At 44.4% G+C, this 19,376-nt stretch carries 16 protein-coding genes; 9 read left to right on the top strand and 7 right to left on the bottom strand.

Annotated features, from left to right (window positions below; all coding sequences use genetic code 11):
• The first annotated feature begins 360 nt into the window (after positions 1-360).
• The 6 genes from L2096_RS13280 to L2096_RS13255 all read left to right on the top strand — a co-directional run bounded on the left by L2096_RS13280 (position 361) and on the right by L2096_RS13255 (position 4,782).
• Positions 361-1,164, top strand: a complete 804-nt coding sequence (locus L2096_RS13280) for an MlaA family lipoprotein (RefSeq protein ID WP_162628541.1) — start codon at positions 361-363, stop codon at positions 1,162-1,164.
• A 123-nt stretch (positions 1,165-1,287) separates the two neighbouring features.
• The gene (gene gigA / locus L2096_RS13275; protein ID WP_004940408.1) at positions 1,288-2,256 is read left to right on the top strand and encodes an RsbU family protein phosphatase GigA; all 969 of its coding nucleotides are present in this window, start codon (positions 1,288-1,290) and stop codon (positions 2,254-2,256) included.
• A gap of 113 nt (positions 2,257-2,369) precedes the next feature.
• Positions 2,370-2,891 carry an anti-anti-sigma factor GigB gene (gigB, locus tag L2096_RS13270; protein ID WP_004940412.1) on the top strand — a complete coding sequence of 174 codons (522 nt, stop codon included), beginning with the start codon at positions 2,370-2,372 and terminating at the stop codon, positions 2,889-2,891.
• 22 nt (positions 2,892-2,913) lie between these two features.
• The gene (locus tag L2096_RS13265; RefSeq protein WP_151795504.1) at positions 2,914-3,738 is read left to right on the top strand and encodes a carbon-nitrogen hydrolase family protein; all 825 of its coding nucleotides are present in this window, start codon (positions 2,914-2,916) and stop codon (positions 3,736-3,738) included.
• 89 nt (positions 3,739-3,827) lie between these two features.
• Positions 3,828-4,265 (top strand): MarR family winged helix-turn-helix transcriptional regulator, encoded by a 438-nt coding sequence (locus L2096_RS13260; RefSeq protein WP_004940417.1) that lies wholly within the window; start codon positions 3,828-3,830, stop codon positions 4,263-4,265.
• An 85-nt stretch (positions 4,266-4,350) separates the two neighbouring features.
• Entirely contained in the window at positions 4,351-4,782 is a 432-nt protein-coding gene (locus L2096_RS13255; RefSeq protein WP_004940419.1) for an organic hydroperoxide resistance protein, read from the top strand.
• A 46-nt stretch (positions 4,783-4,828) separates the two neighbouring features.
• Here L2096_RS13255 and gspE read toward each other — a convergent pair whose 3' ends face one another.
• Positions 4,829-6,319: a type II secretion system ATPase GspE gene (gene gspE / locus L2096_RS13250; protein ID WP_119690797.1), complete on the bottom strand. Its 1,491-nt coding sequence runs from the start codon at positions 6,317-6,319 to the stop codon at positions 4,829-4,831.
• Between the two features lie 100 nt (positions 6,320-6,419).
• Here gspE and L2096_RS13245 point away from each other — a divergent pair, with 100 nt between their 5' ends.
• Together L2096_RS13245 and L2096_RS13240 are read left to right on the top strand one after the other, a co-directional pair.
• Positions 6,420-7,241 carry a DUF432 domain-containing protein gene (locus tag L2096_RS13245; protein ID WP_119690798.1) on the top strand — a complete coding sequence of 274 codons (822 nt, stop codon included), beginning with the start codon at positions 6,420-6,422 and terminating at the stop codon, positions 7,239-7,241.
• Positions 7,242-7,249: 8 nt separating this feature from the next.
• On the top strand, positions 7,250-8,170 hold the full coding sequence (locus L2096_RS13240) for a mechanosensitive ion channel family protein (protein WP_004940428.1): 921 nt from the start codon (positions 7,250-7,252) through the stop codon (positions 8,168-8,170).
• Between the two features lie 190 nt (positions 8,171-8,360).
• Here L2096_RS13240 and L2096_RS13235 read toward each other — a convergent pair whose 3' ends face one another.
• On the bottom strand, positions 8,361-11,228 hold the full coding sequence (locus tag L2096_RS13235; RefSeq protein WP_250365610.1) for a DUF2339 domain-containing protein: 2,868 nt from the start codon (positions 11,226-11,228) through the stop codon (positions 8,361-8,363).
• Between the two features lie 155 nt (positions 11,229-11,383).
• Between L2096_RS13235 and polA the strand changes: the two genes are divergently transcribed.
• Positions 11,384-14,146: a DNA polymerase I gene (polA, locus tag L2096_RS13230; RefSeq protein WP_250365609.1), complete on the top strand. Its 2,763-nt coding sequence runs from the start codon at positions 11,384-11,386 to the stop codon at positions 14,144-14,146.
• A gap of 51 nt (positions 14,147-14,197) precedes the next feature.
• Here polA and L2096_RS13225 read toward each other — a convergent pair whose 3' ends face one another.
• The 5 genes from L2096_RS13225 to ppx are packed head-to-tail and all read right to left on the bottom strand — an operon-like array spanning position 14,198 to position 19,307.
• Positions 14,198-14,764, bottom strand: a complete 567-nt coding sequence (locus L2096_RS13225; RefSeq protein ID WP_004940437.1) for a YggT family protein — start codon at positions 14,762-14,764, stop codon at positions 14,198-14,200.
• 16 nt (positions 14,765-14,780) lie between these two features.
• Entirely contained in the window at positions 14,781-15,617 is an 837-nt protein-coding gene (gene proC / locus L2096_RS13220) for a pyrroline-5-carboxylate reductase (protein ID WP_004945418.1), read from the bottom strand.
• Positions 15,614-16,990 (bottom strand): tRNA lysidine(34) synthetase TilS, encoded by a 1,377-nt coding sequence (tilS, locus tag L2096_RS13215; protein WP_216198672.1) that lies wholly within the window; start codon positions 16,988-16,990, stop codon positions 15,614-15,616. Before tilS ends, proC begins: the two co-directional genes overlap by 4 nt.
• Positions 16,927-17,751 carry an acetyl-CoA carboxylase carboxyltransferase subunit alpha gene (locus L2096_RS13210; RefSeq protein WP_004940445.1) on the bottom strand — a complete coding sequence of 275 codons (825 nt, stop codon included), beginning with the start codon at positions 17,749-17,751 and terminating at the stop codon, positions 16,927-16,929. Before L2096_RS13210 ends, tilS begins: the two co-directional genes overlap by 64 nt.
• Before the next feature lie 35 nt (positions 17,752-17,786).
• Positions 17,787-19,307 carry an exopolyphosphatase gene (ppx, locus tag L2096_RS13205; protein ID WP_025096103.1) on the bottom strand — a complete coding sequence of 507 codons (1,521 nt, stop codon included), beginning with the start codon at positions 19,305-19,307 and terminating at the stop codon, positions 17,787-17,789.
• Positions 19,308-19,376: the final 69 nt, after the last annotated feature.

Genomic DNA, 19,376 nt, shown 5'->3' with positions numbered 1-19,376 from the left:
TTCAACAAGTTTCTATCTGCATCACCGCCGATGGATGTGCATTCTACACCATCCCCATTCCTTTACAACCCCTTTCGCCTTTCTTTTTTTTCAAGCGAACAGTTTTTGTTCTTTTTTGCTTTTTTTATGCCTTTTTTAAAGTTTTTTTGCTTTAATAGTAGCTATAAGGAAACTGTTAAATAAAAATGATCTTATTTAAAATCATATAAGCTTTCACCTTCGAGATGGTGGTTAAGGAATTCTATGCATTATTCAAAACTTTTTTTTGCTGGTCTCTTGTCGGCAGGTCTATCTGGTTATGTGTTTGCCCAAGACACCGCGGAGCAAAATACTAATGCCAACGCTGTGGCTTCTGACAGTATGCAAGCCGATGTAGAACCCTCTACGCAATCATCAACTCACTTTCAATCTTTACGTAATCTCAAGTCTGAATTAAAAAATGTTAAAGCCAGTGACTTTAAGGTAAATGCAAAAGCATCTCAGCCCGATGAAGTGAAAGATCCTTTACAGCCCTTAAACCGTCAGTTTTATGCTTTTAATGATTATTTAGATCGTAATGTAATCCGCCCTGTGGCCGTACAATATGTGGCTAAAACACCTGAAGATGTAAGAGGTTCGTATCGTCAGTTTAGAAAAAATCTAGGCGAACCTTGGAATGCAGTCAATCAGCTGATTCAAGGCAGACCAACCCGTGCGGCAAAAACATTAGGACGTTTTACAATTAACACCTTAACTACGCTTGGTCTGGCAGACCCTGCGCGTCGACTTGGACTACCACCTGAAGAAGAAAGCTTTGGCGTCACGCTGGGTTATTATGGTGTCCCGTCTGGTCCATTCTTAATGTTGCCGTTTTTTGGGCCAAGTACATTACGTGATACTGTTGGCTTAGCAGCAGACAGTCAGGCTCGTCCACAAAAATATGTTATGGACGATCAAGATGGTTTGTATTGGTCTACTAACGTGCTGCAAGCAATTGACACACGTGCTCAAGTGCTCGATATCGAACAAATTTTACAAGGTGATAAGTACGCTCTAATTCGCGACTTGTATTTGCAACGTAAAAATTTCCAGATTGCAGAGAAGAAAGGAAACTCGTCTGAACAAATTAATTTTGTGGATACCGATGATGACGGGTCAGACGACAGCGACACACCACAACCCTAACGTTATTTCCAATAAGAAGATTGCTATCTGGATGTGACATCTTCTAGCAATCTTTTGTTTTCTATAGTACATCTACTACTATGGTAAATACGGTTTTCTTGTAAAGGCAGTGTTCAATCCTCTATGTATCTCATTCAACCGACTCGTTCTATTTATAATTTAGACGAAACGCTTCAGGCGTTGCCCGATCTACAAGTGATTCACATAGAAGATATCGACCTTTACGATCCAACGATTATCGCGATTGCTGATGTGCAGGATTATCTACACTATCAGTGGTCGTTACCAACGATTGTACTTGGATTTGAACATGAAGGTGCCGCGCTTTCACAAGCATGGGAAATGGGTGCTTTAGCAGGCTGGATCTGGGGAAGTCTGCCTAAAAACTCGAATGAAGCATTATTGAAAATTGATGCCAAATATAAACGTAACCAAGACAGTCGTGATCTGCCCGCTGCTGCTGAATTACAAAAAAAATTACTTCCCAATCCAATTGACTTACTAGATTACAAGATTGAAGCTTTTTTTCAGCCTTCTGCGTATTTGTCTGGAGACTGGTACGATTACTGGAAGCTCAATGACAAAGAAGTCTTGTTTTATTTGGCCGACGTTTCAGGCCATGGTGTGACCAGCAGTCTACTGACTTCTTGGATGGCTGCATTTCACGGCCGCTCAAAAACACCTCGTCAATTGCTGAAAAAACTAAATGGAATGCTGTTACAAGAAAATATCGAAAAACATATTACGATTGTGGCGGGTATTTTAAATCTGCAAACGCATCAAATTCGCTGGTCAAGTGCTGGCCATTATCCACCGCCGATTATTTTTGAACCCGATCAACCACCAAAAATTTTAACCACCAGTAGTTTCCCTTTAGGGCTGACTGATGAGCTGGATTTTGAAGAACATGAATGTACATTAAGTCGTCATACACGTTTTATTGTTTGCTCGGACGGTGCACTTGAACCTTTCGATGGTGGATTGAATGAACAGTTTTCCCAACTCCTCGATCATTTGCAAAAACAATCATTCAAAGCACCCGATCATGTTGCAGACGACATTGCTATTTTAAGCTTATGTAGAATGAATTAATTTAAAAAACAATAGGTTAATTCTTTTGAAATCATTATGCGACTGTCAAGCACTTGAGTATCGATTCACCCTATGTGATAATTTTGCTATCCTTCTCTGAAAATGGCATTTATATGTCAACAGGTCATGTTGAATATGCAAGTTTAGATGGAACGCATATTTTCAAACTTATTGGTGAAGTGCGTGCTCAATCTTGCATCAGTCTTGATAAACTTTTAAACCGAATTGAACAGCAGAAAAATGTCGTTGGTGCGATCGTAGATCTTACCCGAACGACATTTATTGACAGCACAGTTCTCGGCATTCTGGCAAAGCTGGGTCTTAAACTTAAGCAAACGCACCACATTCAGGCAGTTATGCTGTCGACCAACCCAGATATTAGTACCTTGGCCAACAGCATGGGGCTTGGGCAGGTTTTTGTCATCTTGAATTATTGCGGCGATCCAAACGTATGCACGTTGGAACTCACCGAAGAACATATCACTCATAATGCCATGTTGACCACGGTATTAGATGCGCACAAAACCCTAATGCGACTCAACGAAAACAACCAAAATATGTTTGAGCCGCTTGTGAAACAACTACAAAAAGAACAAGATACTCTGGATCAGGCCTGCACCAAGCAAAATGCTTGACGCCTAAACGGACTTATACCTCATGACTTTACTTTCTGTTGCACAAATGAATTCTCAAAACGATATTGGAGCAAATTTCTGTATCGTTGAATCTCTGATTGAGGAAAGTAAAGCCAAACAGGCTGAGTTAATTGTTTTCCCGGAAAATTTCATTTGTTTTGCTGCCGGCAAACAACGTGAAACTGCTGCTCAATTTGAATCGATACAAGCCCAGTTGGAAGAACTGGCTCATCGACACAACATCTGGATTGTTGCAGGTACATTACCCTGTCCGTTTCGCCCAGATGGTAGTGTGATTCGGGATGGTCGTGTCAGAACGTCAAGCTTATGTATTAGCCCAGAAGGTACAGAAGCTCGCTACGACAAAATTCATCTATTTGATGTTCAGGTTGGCGACGCGGTGGGTGGTTATCAGGAGTCAAAGTTTTTTGAACCGGGTGATCAGCCTGTTGTCGTCAATACACCATTTGGACATATTGGTTTAATGGTGTGCTATGACTTACGCTTCCCCGAACTTGCATTAACTTTGCGTGCCCAAAATGCACAAATATTAACTGCACCTGCTGCATTTACCTATACCACGGGTCAGATGCATTGGCAGCTCTTGTTGCAAGCACGTGCAATGGATACACAATGCCATGTACTCGGTGCCGCGCAACAAGGCTGGCATGGTGAAAAACGTCAAACTTGGGGACACACTGCTGCGGCGAATAGTCGCGGACAACTGCTGGATATTATTCAAAACGATGGTGCTGGATTAATCACAATTGATTTTGACAGTGCTGAGCAGCAGCAGATTCGTGAGTCAATGCCCTTAATGCAGCATCGCAAGCTCATCCAGTTTTAATTCATTTCTTTCTAAGCCATCGCTTAACTGGTCGTTATAGCGAAAACAAGGCTATACTTGAGACTTGCCAAATGACTCATGAGGCCTTTATGCAGCAAGACAGTTCTATTTTACATCTTGATAATCAATTGTGTTTTTTGATTTATTCAACCAATTTGGCGCTGCATCAGTTATATCGTAAGTTACTGGCCCCCCTCGGACTCACCTACCCACAGTATTTGGTCATGCTGGTGCTTTGGGAAAAGGATCATATAACGGTATCGGATATTGGTGCACAATTGTTTTTAGAATCGTCTACCCTGACACCCCTGTTAAAAAAACTCGAATCGTTACAACTCCTCACACGCCAGCGATCAAAGCGCGATGAGCGTCAAGTGATTATTTCACTCACAGATCAAGGCGCACAGCTTAAATCACAGGCGCTAGACATTCCACATCAGCTCGCCCAAGCCAGTGCATGTGATTTAGATGAATTAATGCAGCTTAAGTCTCAGCTCGAAGCACTTCGTACAAATATCAGCAAATAAATGCATTTGATTACAAAAAAACCTCTTGCACACCTATTTATATCGTGTACGATATATTTGTACACAAATTAAAGGTGGTTTAAAAATGTCATTAGAAAAAGTTGTATACACAGCACACGCTAAAGCAACCGGTGGCCGTGATGGTCGAGCAACATCTTCAGACAATATCTTGGATGTAAAACTGACCGTGCCTAAAGAAATGGGCGGTGCAGGTGGTGGTACCAACCCAGAACAACTTTTTGCAGCTGGCTACTCTGCATGTTTCCTTGGTGCCATGAAGTTTGTTGCCAACCGTGACAAATTCAATATTCCAAAAGACGCTTCTGTTGAAGGCGATGTTGGCATTGGTCCAATCCCAACTGGATTTGGTATTGAAGTCAAACTTCATGTTCACTTGCCAGGCATGGATGCAGATGAAGCGAAAAAACTGGTCGATGCTGCGCATATTGTCTGCCCATACTCAAATGCAACACGTAATAACATTGATGTCGATTTCAATATTGTTACCGATGCTTAATTGATTGAGCAGTTTGTAAAAAAGCACCTCCATTGAGGTGCTTTTTTTATTCTTCAGCTTGATTGGTCACACGAAGTACTTCTTCGAGTGTGGTTTTACCCGCCAGTACTTTTTTGAGTCCATCGTCTCGGATTGAACCTGCGCTACGACGCGCATAGGCTTCTAGTTCAAATTCGGCAGCATTGCCATGTATTAGACGACGGATATGTTCATCGATAGGGACAATTTCATAAATGGCTGTTCGACCAGTAAATCCAAGATAGGAGCAATGTTCACACCCTTGAGCTTCTGGCAATTGAAGATGCGTTCGATCAGATTGAACATTTTGAAAAATTTGCCGTTCGAAGTCGTCTGCCTCGCGCCATGTAGCGCAGTGCGAACATAAAGTTCGAACCAGTCGCTGTGCAATCACACCAATTAATGAACTCGACAATAAAAAGGGTTCAATTCCCATATCTTTTAAACGTGTCACGGCGCCAATGGCCGTATTGGTGTGCAAGGTAGATAAAACCAAGTGACCCGTCAGTGAGGCTTGAACTGCAATTTCAGCCGTTTCAAGATCACGAATTTCGCCGACCATGACCACGTCTGGATCTTGCCGTAACATGGCCTTTAAGGCACGCGCGAATGTCATGTCGACTTTGTTGTTCACCTGCGTCTGACCAATCCCCTCTAGCTGATATTCGATTGGATCTTCAGCCGTTAGAATGTTTCGAGTATTGTCATTTAAATCAGATAGAGCCGCGTAAAGTGTCGTGGTTTTTCCTGAACCTGTAGGCCCCGTGACCAAAATAATCCCATGTGGACGATGGACCAAATAATCCAGACGCTCATAATCTTCGGGCATCAACCCCAAATGTGTCATATTTAAACGACCGGCCTGCTTATCGAGCAATCGCATCACTACCCGCTCACCATGCGATGACGGTAAAGTCGAGACACGCACATCGACTTCACGGCCAGCTAAACGCAAAGAAATACGGCCATCTTGAGGTATACGTTTTTCAGCAATATCCAGCTTAGCCATTACTTTAATCCGTGACACCAACAGTGGTGCCAGTTCACGGCGCGGCTGCACAATTTCACGTAATTGACCATCGACACGCAACCGCACGGAAAGCTTTTTCTCAAATGCCTCAATATGAATATCCGATGCATTGACGCGAATTGCTTCTGACAGTAAGGCATTGATCAGACGAACAATCGGGGCATCATCCTCCTGATCCATTAAATCTTCTGCTTCGGGTACTTGATCGGCCAGACTCAATAAGTCAGGATGATCTTCTAGCCCTGCAGCGACCTGCTGCGACTCTCCACGATCTCCAGCATAGCTAGAACTGAGCAAGGCATTAAACTTTTGCTCGTCACAGAGTTCATATTGTGCCGCCCTGCCCACGATTCGGCGTGCTTCTTGTAATGCAATCCATGCGGTTGTTTGTTTTCGAATAATAAAAACCTGATCACCGTCGTATCTCAACAAGACACCATGACGTTTTGCAAAACTATAAGGAATTTGTATTTGTTTGAGTATTTGCATCACAAATTTATAATGATCATAAAGATAGTTTTGAGTGTACTCTAAGCGTATGACAGCGTGAAGTCCGTTTTAGATAAACTCAGCAGAGGATTTTTTCGACTTGACTCAACAACATGACCTTCAAGAGCTTGCATCCCCACATTTAAAATGGTGGGGCGAGCATACATTTGAATTACACCAAGTCAAAGCTTGGCAATTTGGTTCTCTGCTTTTTCGATTGACGCGTGGGATCAATGAATGGCGGCTAGAATATCATCGTCCCAAATATCAATACGATTACGAACAAAACTGGCATTCAATTACCGATACCAATTTTGCCTGCCCACAGCCGCGTAAAATTGAACGTTACATGTTTAAAAAAACCCATGAAACCTTTCAGCTAATGCCACGCCTTGCAGATCGTTCTGTGGTGATTAAGCCAGTCGATCCCATTTATATTCCGGCAGGCCAGCGCGGTACTTTATATATCAGTACGCCACTTTGGATCGCAGGCTTTGTCGAAGGTCAGCGTGAACCATTGTTTGATCTTCCAGTGATTCAGCCTAAAGATACTTGGTTTGGCCCAGATCGTCGTAATGGTGAAATCTGTTATGCCACCGCAGTGGATGGGCGTACCGATATCAACCAACTCAAGCCACGCGCCTTTCGTGCCGTAACCCCTGTCGAATTCCACAACACCAGCAGTCAGCAATTGCGATTTGACCGGATGAATGTCCCCGTGGCTGCATTGCCTCTGTTTTACAGTGAAAGTACACAGCGCTTATGGACCTCACAAATTAAAGTTTTGCATGAAGGCTACGACAAGCCACCGCGTATTCGGATTGAAAACCGGACGCCACCTTTGGCCGGTGAAGTCATTTATGTACATCCACCGCGTTCACCAGGTGGTGCATTGTTTAATATGTTTGATTCATTTTTCTAGGACGTAGTATGGCTGATTCCAATATCCCGAAAGATGTTGCCGTGAGTCTTAAAGGGATTTTTACCAATATCAATCTGGACCGTCTGAGCGAATTGCTGGTTGCACTTGTACTGTGTTTAATCGGGTTTATCATTGCCCGACTGGTCTCGAATACCTTTATTCGTACCATTGGGCATCGTTTTAATGCCCATCAAAGCATGGTGTGGCGACGCGGGATTTTTTATTTTATTTTCTTAATCTTTGTGATGGCCAGCCTAAAAGAAGCGGGCTTTAAGCTCAGTGTATTTTTAGGCGCAGCAGGGATTCTTACCGTAGCGCTGGGTTTTGCCTCGCAAACTTCGGCCAGTAACTTGATTAGTGGACTATTCCTGATTGGTGAAGGCTCTTTTGAGGTGGGTGACACCATTCAGATTACTCTAATACGTGGTCAAACCATTGAAGGCGAAGTCATTTCAATCGATTTGCTGTCGGTCAAACTGCTCACCTTAGATAATGTATATGTACGTTTGCCAAACGAGCAACTGATTCGTGCACCCGTAATGAATCTGTCAAAGTATCCGATTCGACGAATTCCCATTACATTAGCCATCAACTTCCAAGAAGACATCATGAAAGTTCGCAAGGTATTGTTGGATGTGGCATCTAAATACCCATTGGCTCTAGATGAACCGAAACCTGAGGTGACCGTTACCGCTTTTCGTGAATCTTCAATCGAGCTTTTATTTACCGTATGGTGCAGGCAGGAATTTTTCTTAAAATCACGCGATGAATTGCAAGAACGCATCCGCAATGGCTTTTTAGAAAACCAAATTGAAATTCCAGTACCGAAGATGGGCTTTGTTGATCGCCCGCCCATTAGCGCGCTAAACGAAGATGAAATCGATCAATATGCCAATAAAGAGTCACTTAAGCGTGAACCTAAAGCTTAACTTAGACTAACAACCATTTTGTTTACAGTGTGCCACCCACAACGGATTGGCACACCACTCATCTCAACCTTACGTTCTAAAAATCAATGACCCATCGTTTGACTAGCAGATATTAAAAACTCTAAACGTCTCATATCACGATATATCGGCAGACTCAACTCACGCGCACATAAGATAAAATTTAGCCCCTCTAAGTATCGTTTTTATCTGCTATTTTGCTGGCAGGCGGTAAAGGCGCCAGATAAGCAATGACCAACATCACACCTCCAGCACCAATAAACGAAACCACTCGAGTTAAGGTGCCACTTTGTGACAAATCCAGACTGACCAGTTTGATCACCACTATTCCCAGTAAGGCTGCACCGACAAACCAGATCTGACGAATGTGTCTTTGGCTGGAAAAAGTCATCAACACAAAGGCCAAAATGACCCACAGCAAAGTCAGGCTCAGTTGTACTGCACCATTCGACCAGATCGATATCCCCCAAAGCGGTGTTCCCATATAAACATGTAATGCACGCACCACGATACTACTGAGTACCAAAAGAGCCATTAAAATGCTTATGACTTTACTCGCCCACTCTAAGCCATGCTGTTGAGGCAAAAATTCTTTTCGGTAAATTGCCCAGAGTAAAGCCATCAGTACCATCAATGACAATCCATCTACCGGATTCAACACAGGCAATAGATACGCGGTAAATGGCGCTTGCTGCAAACTCACCACAATGAGCCAAATCCAAGTGATGCCCCATACCGCAGGATACTGCATTACACCTGAAGTACCTCGAGACATACAGACCATTGCATACACCACCGGAGCGAGTGCCAAAGATAAAATAGCTTCTGCTGGCCACAGCACTGGACCGAGTGCTGCAAGTGCTAACCAGACCACCGAAGCAGCAACGTGCTGCATGATTAAGAAAGCGTCAGCGTAACGCGTGGTACGTAAAAACAACAACAACACGAACCCTTGTGCCACCACAAAATTCAACTGCTGAATCAAATTCAGCCATTTAAAACTTGCAAACAAACCATAGTTAACCAGTTCTACGTAGCTGAGCAATAATAAGACCGTAGCTAAAATGAGTTCTGCCGTATGGCTAGTGTTTTGTTTTCTGGCCGCGACAAAACGAGCAAATCCAAACAACAACAGCGCGCTGATCGCTAAATATGGACTTAAACCACTCGATTGCCATGCCAAGGCATGTACACCAGCCAATGCGCCAGCGTAAAGCCCTAAAGCCAAAAAGAGACTGGCCAAAACAGGCGGTTGTTTTTGCCGCTCGGCAAATTGAAACAAAAAGTAGGCAGCAACAAACTGGGCAATTGCATAAATGGTGGTGCTTAACGTCGGAAATCCCTGAACAGACCAAAACTGATCAAATAGTGCCAAAGAACTTAAAAATACCAAAACACAACCTAAATAACGACTAACTGAATAACGCTCAGTCACGCCCCACACAATCAGTGCAGCCCCCTGCACCACCCATCCTACGGCACTCCAGTGCGCACCTTTCCAGAGTGGAAAAATTAAAGAAATAAAGGCCACTGCCAAGATAAAAAAGCTTTTGGCCAGTACCGATAATTCTGATTGTTTTTGCTTGATCCACCACGCGAGTCCGCTATAGGTCACACCGAGTGCCAGTGCTCCCAATGTCAGTGCCGTACTTGACTGCTGCATCAAGACCGCATGCATTGAAAAACCCAGAATAGGCACACTAAATATCAGCCCCACATCTATTAACGGCGGCAACACAAACTGATTATGTGCTTTAAGACTTAGATATTCTTTTTTAATTAATTGACTATAACGTATGCTCAGCCAGATAAATAATCCGATATGCAGCCAGAGAATTTGATCTAAAACCGCATACTGCTCGGGCTTGGCATATACACTGATGTAACTTCCCGCGATCAGACCCGTGGCCACAAAAGCCAATTGATGAAGCAGCTTCCATGGTTTGACAAAATTAATCGCCGCAACCGCAAGGTTGATGACCAAATAATAACTGAGTAAAAACACACTCTCTGGGTGGTACTGTGGAATCAAAAGAGGCGCAAGATAGGCCATCGACAGTGCCAGTATCGATAAATACAGTGCATTTTGAAAGAGACTGAGGGCAATCGTGATTAGCAGTAAGACTGCGAAACACAGGCTAGCGGTCATCAGCTCTTCAATAACCTCAAAGTGATTCGCAAATACCAAGGTTAAGAAAATGATGGCAAGGCCTGCACCTTGTAAAGCCACTGCAAACAGTGCATTTTTATGACGCAAGTAAAATCCAAGCACTGTCGCCGCACCACCCGTTAGTGCAATGGCCAGCAATTTCGCACTCAAACTTAATTGCCAGTGCTCACTGGCAAAACGAAGCAACAGCACGACCCCGATCATCAGCACCACAATCGCGACACGCAAAATTGGATTACCGTGCAATAACCAGTGTTGAACAGGCTGCCACCATGTTGCTGCATTTGAAGTTTTGGTCTGAGCTAATACTGCATTAGTCGATGGCGCGACTTCAGATAAAAATACATTCTGCGGCTGTAGCGTATGTTGTGACTGCGCATCCTGAATGGGATGCGCCGAGGTCGAGAGTACAGATGAAGAAGATGAAATTGAGGGATCGGTCTTTAGGCGATCGAACGCTGTATCAGAAACCTGACGATCTGTGTGCTGTGTGGATGTGAGAGATTCAATATGATTTAAACGCTCCGTCAGAGCATTAAACATCTGCAACAAGCTCCACAGTCCGATCACGGCACCAAGGATTGGCATCCATACAACGCCAATAAACCCACCGATCAGTGCGATCAATACACCCAGCCAAACACCAGACTGCCAACCACGCATAGATGTGACTGAAAAGGCAACCGCATGGTGCTGCTCAAGCTGCTGAAGGCGTTTGTCTAAACGATTGAGATAATACATCAACACAAACAGCATCAATGTACCCAGCACAACCGCTAGATTTGCCGCGTGAAGTACATAGCTCATCACTGTGCCCACGCCCAGCATAAGCACGATGATGCTGATCTTTTGTTTATCGTTTTTATACATGATCAAAAAAACAAACACATGGATTGAACTCTCATTTTAAACCATGATGTCTTGAGCGTATATTTAGACATACAAAACAACCGTAAAAGTGAATCTCAGCATTTTGATGCTTTTTCACGTAGAATAAGAGCCAATTGTTTGTGAGGAAATGTTCAATGCCACCATTTGTCTTGGTTGATGGCTCATACTTTTTGTTTCGTGCGTTTCATGCACTTCCCCCCTTGACCACGTCAACAGGCCTTCAGACCAATGCCATTCGTGGTGCCATTTCCGCCATTCAAAAGTTAATGCGTCGTACCCAGCCGACGCACATGGCTGTGATTTTTGATACTCCTGAACCGACATTTCGTCACGAACTTTCGCCAATTTATAAAGGTGATCGTCCAAGCATGCCAGAGGAACTCGCACAGCAAATCCCTTATTTGCATGCCTTGATTAAGGCCTTGGGAATTCCGCTATATATGCTCCCGGGTGCAGAAGCCGACGATGTGATTGGAACACTGGCCAAACGCGCTGAAAAGGAAGGACATCAGGTTCTGATTTCGACGGGCGACAAAGACATGGCACAGCTTGTGACTGAAAAAGTCACGCTTGAAGACAGCTTCAAAGACAAACCTATGGATATTCAGGGTGTATTTGATAAGTTTGGTGTCTGGCCAAATCAGATTATTGACTACCTCACCCTGATGGGCGATGCCTCGGATGGCATTATGGGGGTACCGGGCGTAGGCGCAAAAACCGCAGCCAAATTACTTACAGAATATGGCTCGATTGGCGGTATCTTGGAAAATGTCGACAAGATTAAGGGAAAAGTCGGGCAAAACATCAAGGAACATGCAGATGGTATTGCGATTGACCATCAGTTGGCCAGTATTGTGTGTGATCTCGATATTGCACTGACTTGGGATGACTTACAACTACGTGAACCGCATGTGGAAAGCTTGCGCAATTTATACACCGAGCTTGAATTTAGAAACCAGTTACAGTCGCTAGATCATCCCAACAATCCAGTAAGCAGCAGCTACAAAGCAGCCAATCAAGAAATTGAAAAGATACACGCTGCACCTGCGATTGAAACTGAAGATCAGGCCAGCCTGACCAGTGAAGATGATCAACTTGGCACGGCAAATTATCATACAGTACTAACACAAGCTGCTTGGGATGCCTTATTGCAACGCTTCCAGAGCGAAAAGCACTTTGCAATCGACACTGAAACCACCAGTTTAGATTATCGTGTAGCACAAATGGTGGGCTTCTCTGTGGCGTTTGATGCACAAGACGCCTACTACGTGCCATTGGCTCATGACTATGAACACGCACCTGAACAATTGAACCGTGAGCAGGTACTGGCTCAGCTTAAACCCATTTTAGAAGATGAACAGGTTGGTAAAATTGGCCATCACCTTAAGTATGATGCACATATCTTCGCGAATCATGGCATTGAACTTAAAGGCTGGTACTTCGATACCATGCTGGCCTCTTATGTGCTGAACTCGGTCGCAACACGACATGGTATGGATGATGTGGCACGGGTCTATTTAAGTCATCTCACCACCACCTTTGAGCAAATTGCAGGTAAAGGCGCTAAACAAAAAACTTTTAATCAGATTGATCTTGAAGTGGCTGCGCATTATGCCGCAGAAGATGCGCATGTCACCTACCGACTCTATGAGGTACTGGCGCAAAAACTCAAACAGAGTCCAGAACTTGAACAGCTTTTGTACCAGATTGAAGTCCCTGTAGCGCGTATTTTAGCAGGAATGGAAGAAGCAGGCATTAAACTTGACCATGACTTTCTGGGTCGGTTAAGTGGGGAATTCACAAACACCATTCAAGGGCTTGAAGATCAGGCCATCGAACTGGCTGGTGAAACCTTTAATGTCAGCTCACCCAAACAGGTGGGTGAAATCCTGTTCGATAAGATGGGGCTTAAAGGCGGCAAAAAAACGGCCACCGGACAACACAGTACCAGTGAAAGCATTTTGGAAAAAGTTGACCATCCGATTGCCGAGGTGATTTTAGAACACCGCACGCTTTCTAAACTCAAAAACACGTATACCGACCGTTTGGTCGAGCAGTCTCATAACGAAACGCATCGGGTTCATACCAGTTATCATCAGGCCTTGACTGCGACAGGCCGTTTGTCATCGTCTGATCCCAACCTACAAAATATTCCAATTCGCGGTGAAATTGGTCGTCAAATTCGTAAAGCCTTCATTGCACCTGAAGGCCGAGTGTTGTTGGCTGCCGATTACTCACAGATTGAATTGCGTTTAATGGCGCACTTTTCTCAGGATGACGCCTTACTTGACGCGTTTAAAAATGGTCAGGACGTACATCGACGTACCGCGGCAGAAGTACTCAACATCGCACTGGAAGACGTCACCAATGATCAGCGCCGACAAGCCAAGGCCGTCAATTTTGGCCTGCTCTATGGTATGTCTGAATTTGGTTTGATTCGTCAATTGGGATTCACTCGTGAAGAATCGCAAAATTACATCAAGCAATATTTCCAGCGCTATCCGGGTATTTATGAATACATGCAGCGCACGCGCCAGATTGCACTGGAGCAAGGTTTTGTCGAAACCATTTTAGGACGACGCTTATATACGCCAGATATCGATGCACGCAACATGATGGTACGTAAAGGTGCCGAGCGTGCCGCAATTAATGCGCCGCTACAAGGCAGTGCTGCCGATATTATTAAATTGGCGATGATTAAAGTCGATAAAATGCTGCCAAAAGATCAAGCCAAGTTACTGCTTCAAGTACACGATGAACTGGTTTTTGAAGTCGATGCGGCAGTTGCAGACCAGCTTGCACCACAGCTTGCAGCCACCATGCAATCGGTGGTAGATATTTCGGTTCCTTTACTGGTGGAAGTCGGTAAAGGTTTAAACTGGGAAGAAGCCCATTAAGCATGTTCCATAAAAAAAGGCCGATCAAATCGGCCTTTTTTTTAAAGCAACTTATAGTCCGGTCAGAAGAACTTTAGCCACTTCATTCATCAGAATTTCAGCAATATACAGCGCCAAAAAGGCCAAAATAGGCGATAAATCAATCATGCCCATGTTTGGCAATAACCGGCGAAAAGGTGCCAGTAAAGGTTCGGCAAGCTCTTGAATCACTTCGATATAAGGCGAGCGAGACTGGGTAAACATCACCACCCAGCTCAAAATAATCGTGGCAAAAATCAGGTAACGACAAAAACGGATTAAATCCTGAATCATGGTGACAAAAGTCAGAATCAGCAAATGAATCGGACTATTTGGCATTGCACCCGAAAGATACATCACACCAAAAATCTTAAGTAAATACAGCACGACCAAAAGCGCAATCGCTGCAAGATTCACGCGGCCTTTGGCAACCGTTGGAAAAATACGGCTAAAAATATCTACAATTTTGGTGGCTTTAACGGTAGATAAAACCACAGGATTATAGGGAGTAACCCCGGTCAATTGGATGAGAAATCGAAAAAATACCAATAAAATGGCAACATTAATTAAAATACCAAAAATGAGCGCAGAACTCGCCATAGTGTTCCTATCCTACTTAAGTCGTTTTGGTGCTGTCGCTGAGCTCGCGGGCTAACTCTTGACTTCTTTTTTGCGCTGCGGCAAGCGCAGCCTGAATATTTTGAGAGATTTGAGCACGATCAAATACTTCAAGTGCGGCCTGAGTCGTTCCGTTTGGAGAAGTCACATTTTTTCTTAACTCAGACGGAGTGCTCGAACTGGTAATGGCCATTTGCGCTGCACCCAATGCGGTTTGCAGCGTCAATGCGGTGGCAACTTTTTCATCTAGTCCCATGTTTTTACCCGCACGGATCATGCTTTCCATCAGGTAAAAAAAGTACGCCGGACCAGAGCCAGAAACCGCTGTGACTGCATCGATCTGTGCCTCAGACTGTACCCAGATGGTCAGACCTGTAGCTGCTAGAATTTGGCTAGCCAGTTCACGATCTTTTGCACTGACTGTCTCGTGTGCATACAAGCCATGTGCACCCGTTTGTACCAAAGCTGGTGTATTGGGCATTACACGCACAATACGCTCGGCTCCGGTTAAAGCGGCAATCGTTGCAATCTCTGCACCAGCAATCACAGACACAATCAGTTTATCTTCAAACAAGCCTTGAAGTGGCTTAAGTACCTGAGCCAATACCTGCGGTTTAACAGCCAATACCACAACATCTGCATTTTTAATCGCTTGAAGATTATCATCGATGGCATGAATTTCTTTTTCTTGAAGTACTTGGCGAATTGCTTCGACCGGATCAGAAACGGTAATCCGAGTTGAGGGTAATCCACGCGCAACCAGCCCCCCAATCAGGGCTTGCGCCATATTACCACCACCAATAAATGTGATATTTGAATTTAATGTCGCACTCATGAATTATGCTCAACTCGCAAATGATTGACGTCAGAAATTAAATAAGGTTGCCATCCCCCGACTTCACAATAGTCAGATTGTGCCAGCCAAAACCCATTGGGCGTAAAAACCCCTAGCATAACATTATCTACCAGCAATATTTGAATTGTGTGACGTAACCAAGGGAAAATTTGTGCGTCTTGAATCGCTTTTTTAAGTGGCCAATGTCCAACCCGACCATAAAGATGAATCTTTTCGCCGCCCTGACGTGCCAGCACAGTGAGCTCACGTGCCAGAAGAGCTTTAGATAGTCCAATATCTGCTGCTTTTAAGATATAACGACCCGATGACAACTCAAGCATGTGATCGAGTTTCAAGTCAGCAAGTGTTTGCTGCTGAGGCAATGTTTGAGCGGTATAAGCGGCATGTGCAATACGATGCAAAATCTGCTGATAGCGAACATAATAAAAACCGTTCCAATGTAAGGTAGCTTGAGCATCGGCTTTAGCGTGAATGACTTCCTCTTGCAGACGATTCACCATATCCAGAGAAGGCCTGTACGTTTCTTTGCCTTTCATCCAAAACGATAACAGTTGCCTCTGGCGGGCAGCTGAAAGCTGTAAAAATGGTTGCAGCACCAGATGGTTGTCCGAACCCGTGGCAGCTAAATCTTGTTGCAACACCTCATCTAAAATGATTTGCGCGTCTTGCATCAATACACTGGTACGCGCAACCGCGTCTTGCATCTTGGGAAAGCGTTGTTCAAGTAGCGGCCAAAGCTGCTCCCGACACCAAGCACGATCATAGCGTGTGTCAAAATTGGTCTCATCTTGTACATAAGGCAATGCAAGTTGATCTACCCACGCCTGAATCTGCTGCCGAGACAGTGATAAAAAAGGACGCCAGCGACGAAGTGTCTGAATGTGATCGTGTTCCTTCATGGCCGCTAAGCCCTGAACACCAGTGCCTGAAAGGAGGCGAAGTAATACGGTTTCGGCCTGATCGTTTTGATGATGCGCCAACACCAGAATATCATTGGGCTGCGCATGGCGTAAAAAGGCAGCATAACGTGCTTGGCGTGCCTGATTTTCAAGGTTGCCTGCCTCAACATCGACGGGTTGAATGGTGACTGGAATCTGACGTTGCTGTGCAAAATTCTGGATAAAATCGCCCCATGCACGGCTGCTCGATTGCAGCTGATGGTCGATATAAATGGCACGAATGTTATGAGGAAAGAGTTCAGACATTACATGCAGCAGTAGCATGGAATCCATACCACCACTGCATCCAATGAGAAAGACCGAATCAGCAGAGAATTGCTGGGCCTGTATTAAGAGGCGATGCCTAAATTTTCGCTGCCAAATTTCATTAAACGTTGGTAACGCGCTTCGCATCGTTCATCTGCATCCATAGCTAGCAATTCATCGAGCGCTTGTTTTAACACGACTTGCAGATTTTGCATAACCTGATCTGGATTGACATGCGCGCCTTCACCTTCATCGACCACATACTCTACAATACCGATTTTTTGTAGTTTATCTGCGGTCAATGCCAAAGCATCACTGGCTTGTTCTGCTTTTTCAGCCGTTTTCCACAAAATCGATGCGCAGCCTTCAGGTGAAATCACTGAATAAATACTGTGCGATAACATGATAACGCGGTCTGCCACACCAATTCCAAGTGCACCACCTGAACCACCTTCACCCAATACTGTAGCAATCACAGGTACTTTTAGGCTTGAAAGCTGTGCCAAACTGGTTGCAATTGCTTCAGCTTGACCGCGCTCTTCTGCACCTACACCCGGATAAGCACCCATGGTGTCAATAAACGTAAATACCGGCAGGTTAAAACGTTCTGCCATATCGAGCAAACGTTGTGATTTGCGGTAGCCTTCAGGATTACACATCCCGAAGTTGTGCTTGAGTTTTTCACGTGTACTACGGCCACGATGTTGACCCACGACCATCACAGGACGACCTTCAAAGCGAGCCAAACCACCCACCATCGCACCGTCATCACCAAATAGACGGTCACCGTGCAGCGCATCAAATTCAGTGAAGATTTCACCGACATAATCTAAAAACTGCGGACGATCTGGATGTCGCGCAATTTGAACCGTTGTCCACGCTTTAGACTGAGCAGCTTTATTTTTCATAAGTCGAGCATTATCCCTAAATTAACCAAATCGAGTTAATCGATAAATTTTTCCGACTGAATATTCAACTCAATGTCCCAGTGCTTAAATTGCTCTTGCTCATCATGCAAATCGGCAACCAGCAATGGCCATTGTTTGGCATCACCAGAAACGCTAAGTTGCCATTGTTGATCATTTACAATGTTTAATTCAATGGCAGGAAGCATCTGATCGCTGCGACTATGGTTGAGTAAAACAGCAAGGCGAAGAAGTAAACATAAATACATCAGTTTGACCCCACCCACCTTTAAAACATCGGTTTTAACATCACTGCGCAATTTACGGCGATGATGTGCAACCAGATGCGACAGATGGTTTTGGTCAATTTGTGAAAAGCCGGGAATATCAGAATGTTGCAATAAATATGCACCATGGCGATGGTATCCACCATGACTGATGGCCAAACCAATTTCGTGTAAATAGGCAGCGCGACGCAATAAGTCACTGTCTTCACTGAGTAAATCCAGACGACCAGCAACATGATCAAAGAGTTGCTGTGCAGTATTCACCACTCGCTCGGCCTGTTTGGTGTCAGCATTGTAGCGCCCCATTAAGGCCTGTACACTGCGGTCACGAATGTCTTCATGTTTGAAGCGCCCAAGCAGATCGTACATCACCCCTTCACGCAGTGCGCCGTCTGAATAAGCGAGTTTATCAATATTCAAAACATCAAATACTGCGAACAAAATGGCCAATCCAGCTGGCAAAACTGCTCGTCGATCTTCTTTTAGTCCCTCAAAATCAATTTCACTGATATGACGAAACTTCAATAATTTGTCTTTTAATTTTTCAAGGCCCTCACGCGTAACATTTTCTTGCTCGTCGCTTAGCCCCATATTGACCATGATCTGTTTGGCCGCCTTGATGGTACCGCTGGATCCCACAACGGTATCCCACCCTTCAGCTTTATAGATATTGGCAATTGCCGAAAGCTCTTTGCGAGCAGCCACGACAGCCTTATCAAAAATCTTGGCGCTGATTTCCCCTTCAGCGAAATAAGCTTTAGTAAATGCCACACAGCCCATTTGTAAGGATTCAGTTTGAATCGGCTCAAATTCTTCGCCAATAATAAATTCGGTCGACCCGCCGCCGATGTCGACGACCAAACGACGCCCACCATTGGCCATGGTATGCGATACGCCCAAGTAAATCAGGCGAGCTTCTTCACGCCCTGCAATAATTTCAATGGGTTTAGGTAAAATTTCAGCCGCACGCTGAATAAATTCATGACCATTTTTGGCTTGTCGAAGCGCATTGGTCGCCACGATTCGTAAACGATTGGGCTGCACCGACCCTAAACGTCCGACAAAACGAGCCAGACATGCAAGCCCCCGCTGTTGTGCAGCTTCGGTTAAATTTTTATTTTCATCTAGGCCCGCTGCCAGCTGAACCTTTTCTGACATAGAAGCCACTTTTTTTACTTCGCCATGATCTACACGTGCAATGGCCAAGTGAAAACTGTTCGATCCCATATCGATGGCAGCAAGTAATTCTTCATCTATCAAAAAATCAGCCATTATTGATATAAACCTTTATAAAATTGTCGCTAAGATTAATTCACACGCACCCAATTGAAAAGCCATTTC

The organism is Acinetobacter sp. ACZLY 512 (assembly GCF_023614015.1).
Lineage (GTDB): Bacteria > Pseudomonadota > Gammaproteobacteria > Pseudomonadales > Moraxellaceae > Acinetobacter > Acinetobacter soli.
This window is presented reverse-complemented; position numbering and strand designations above follow the sequence as displayed.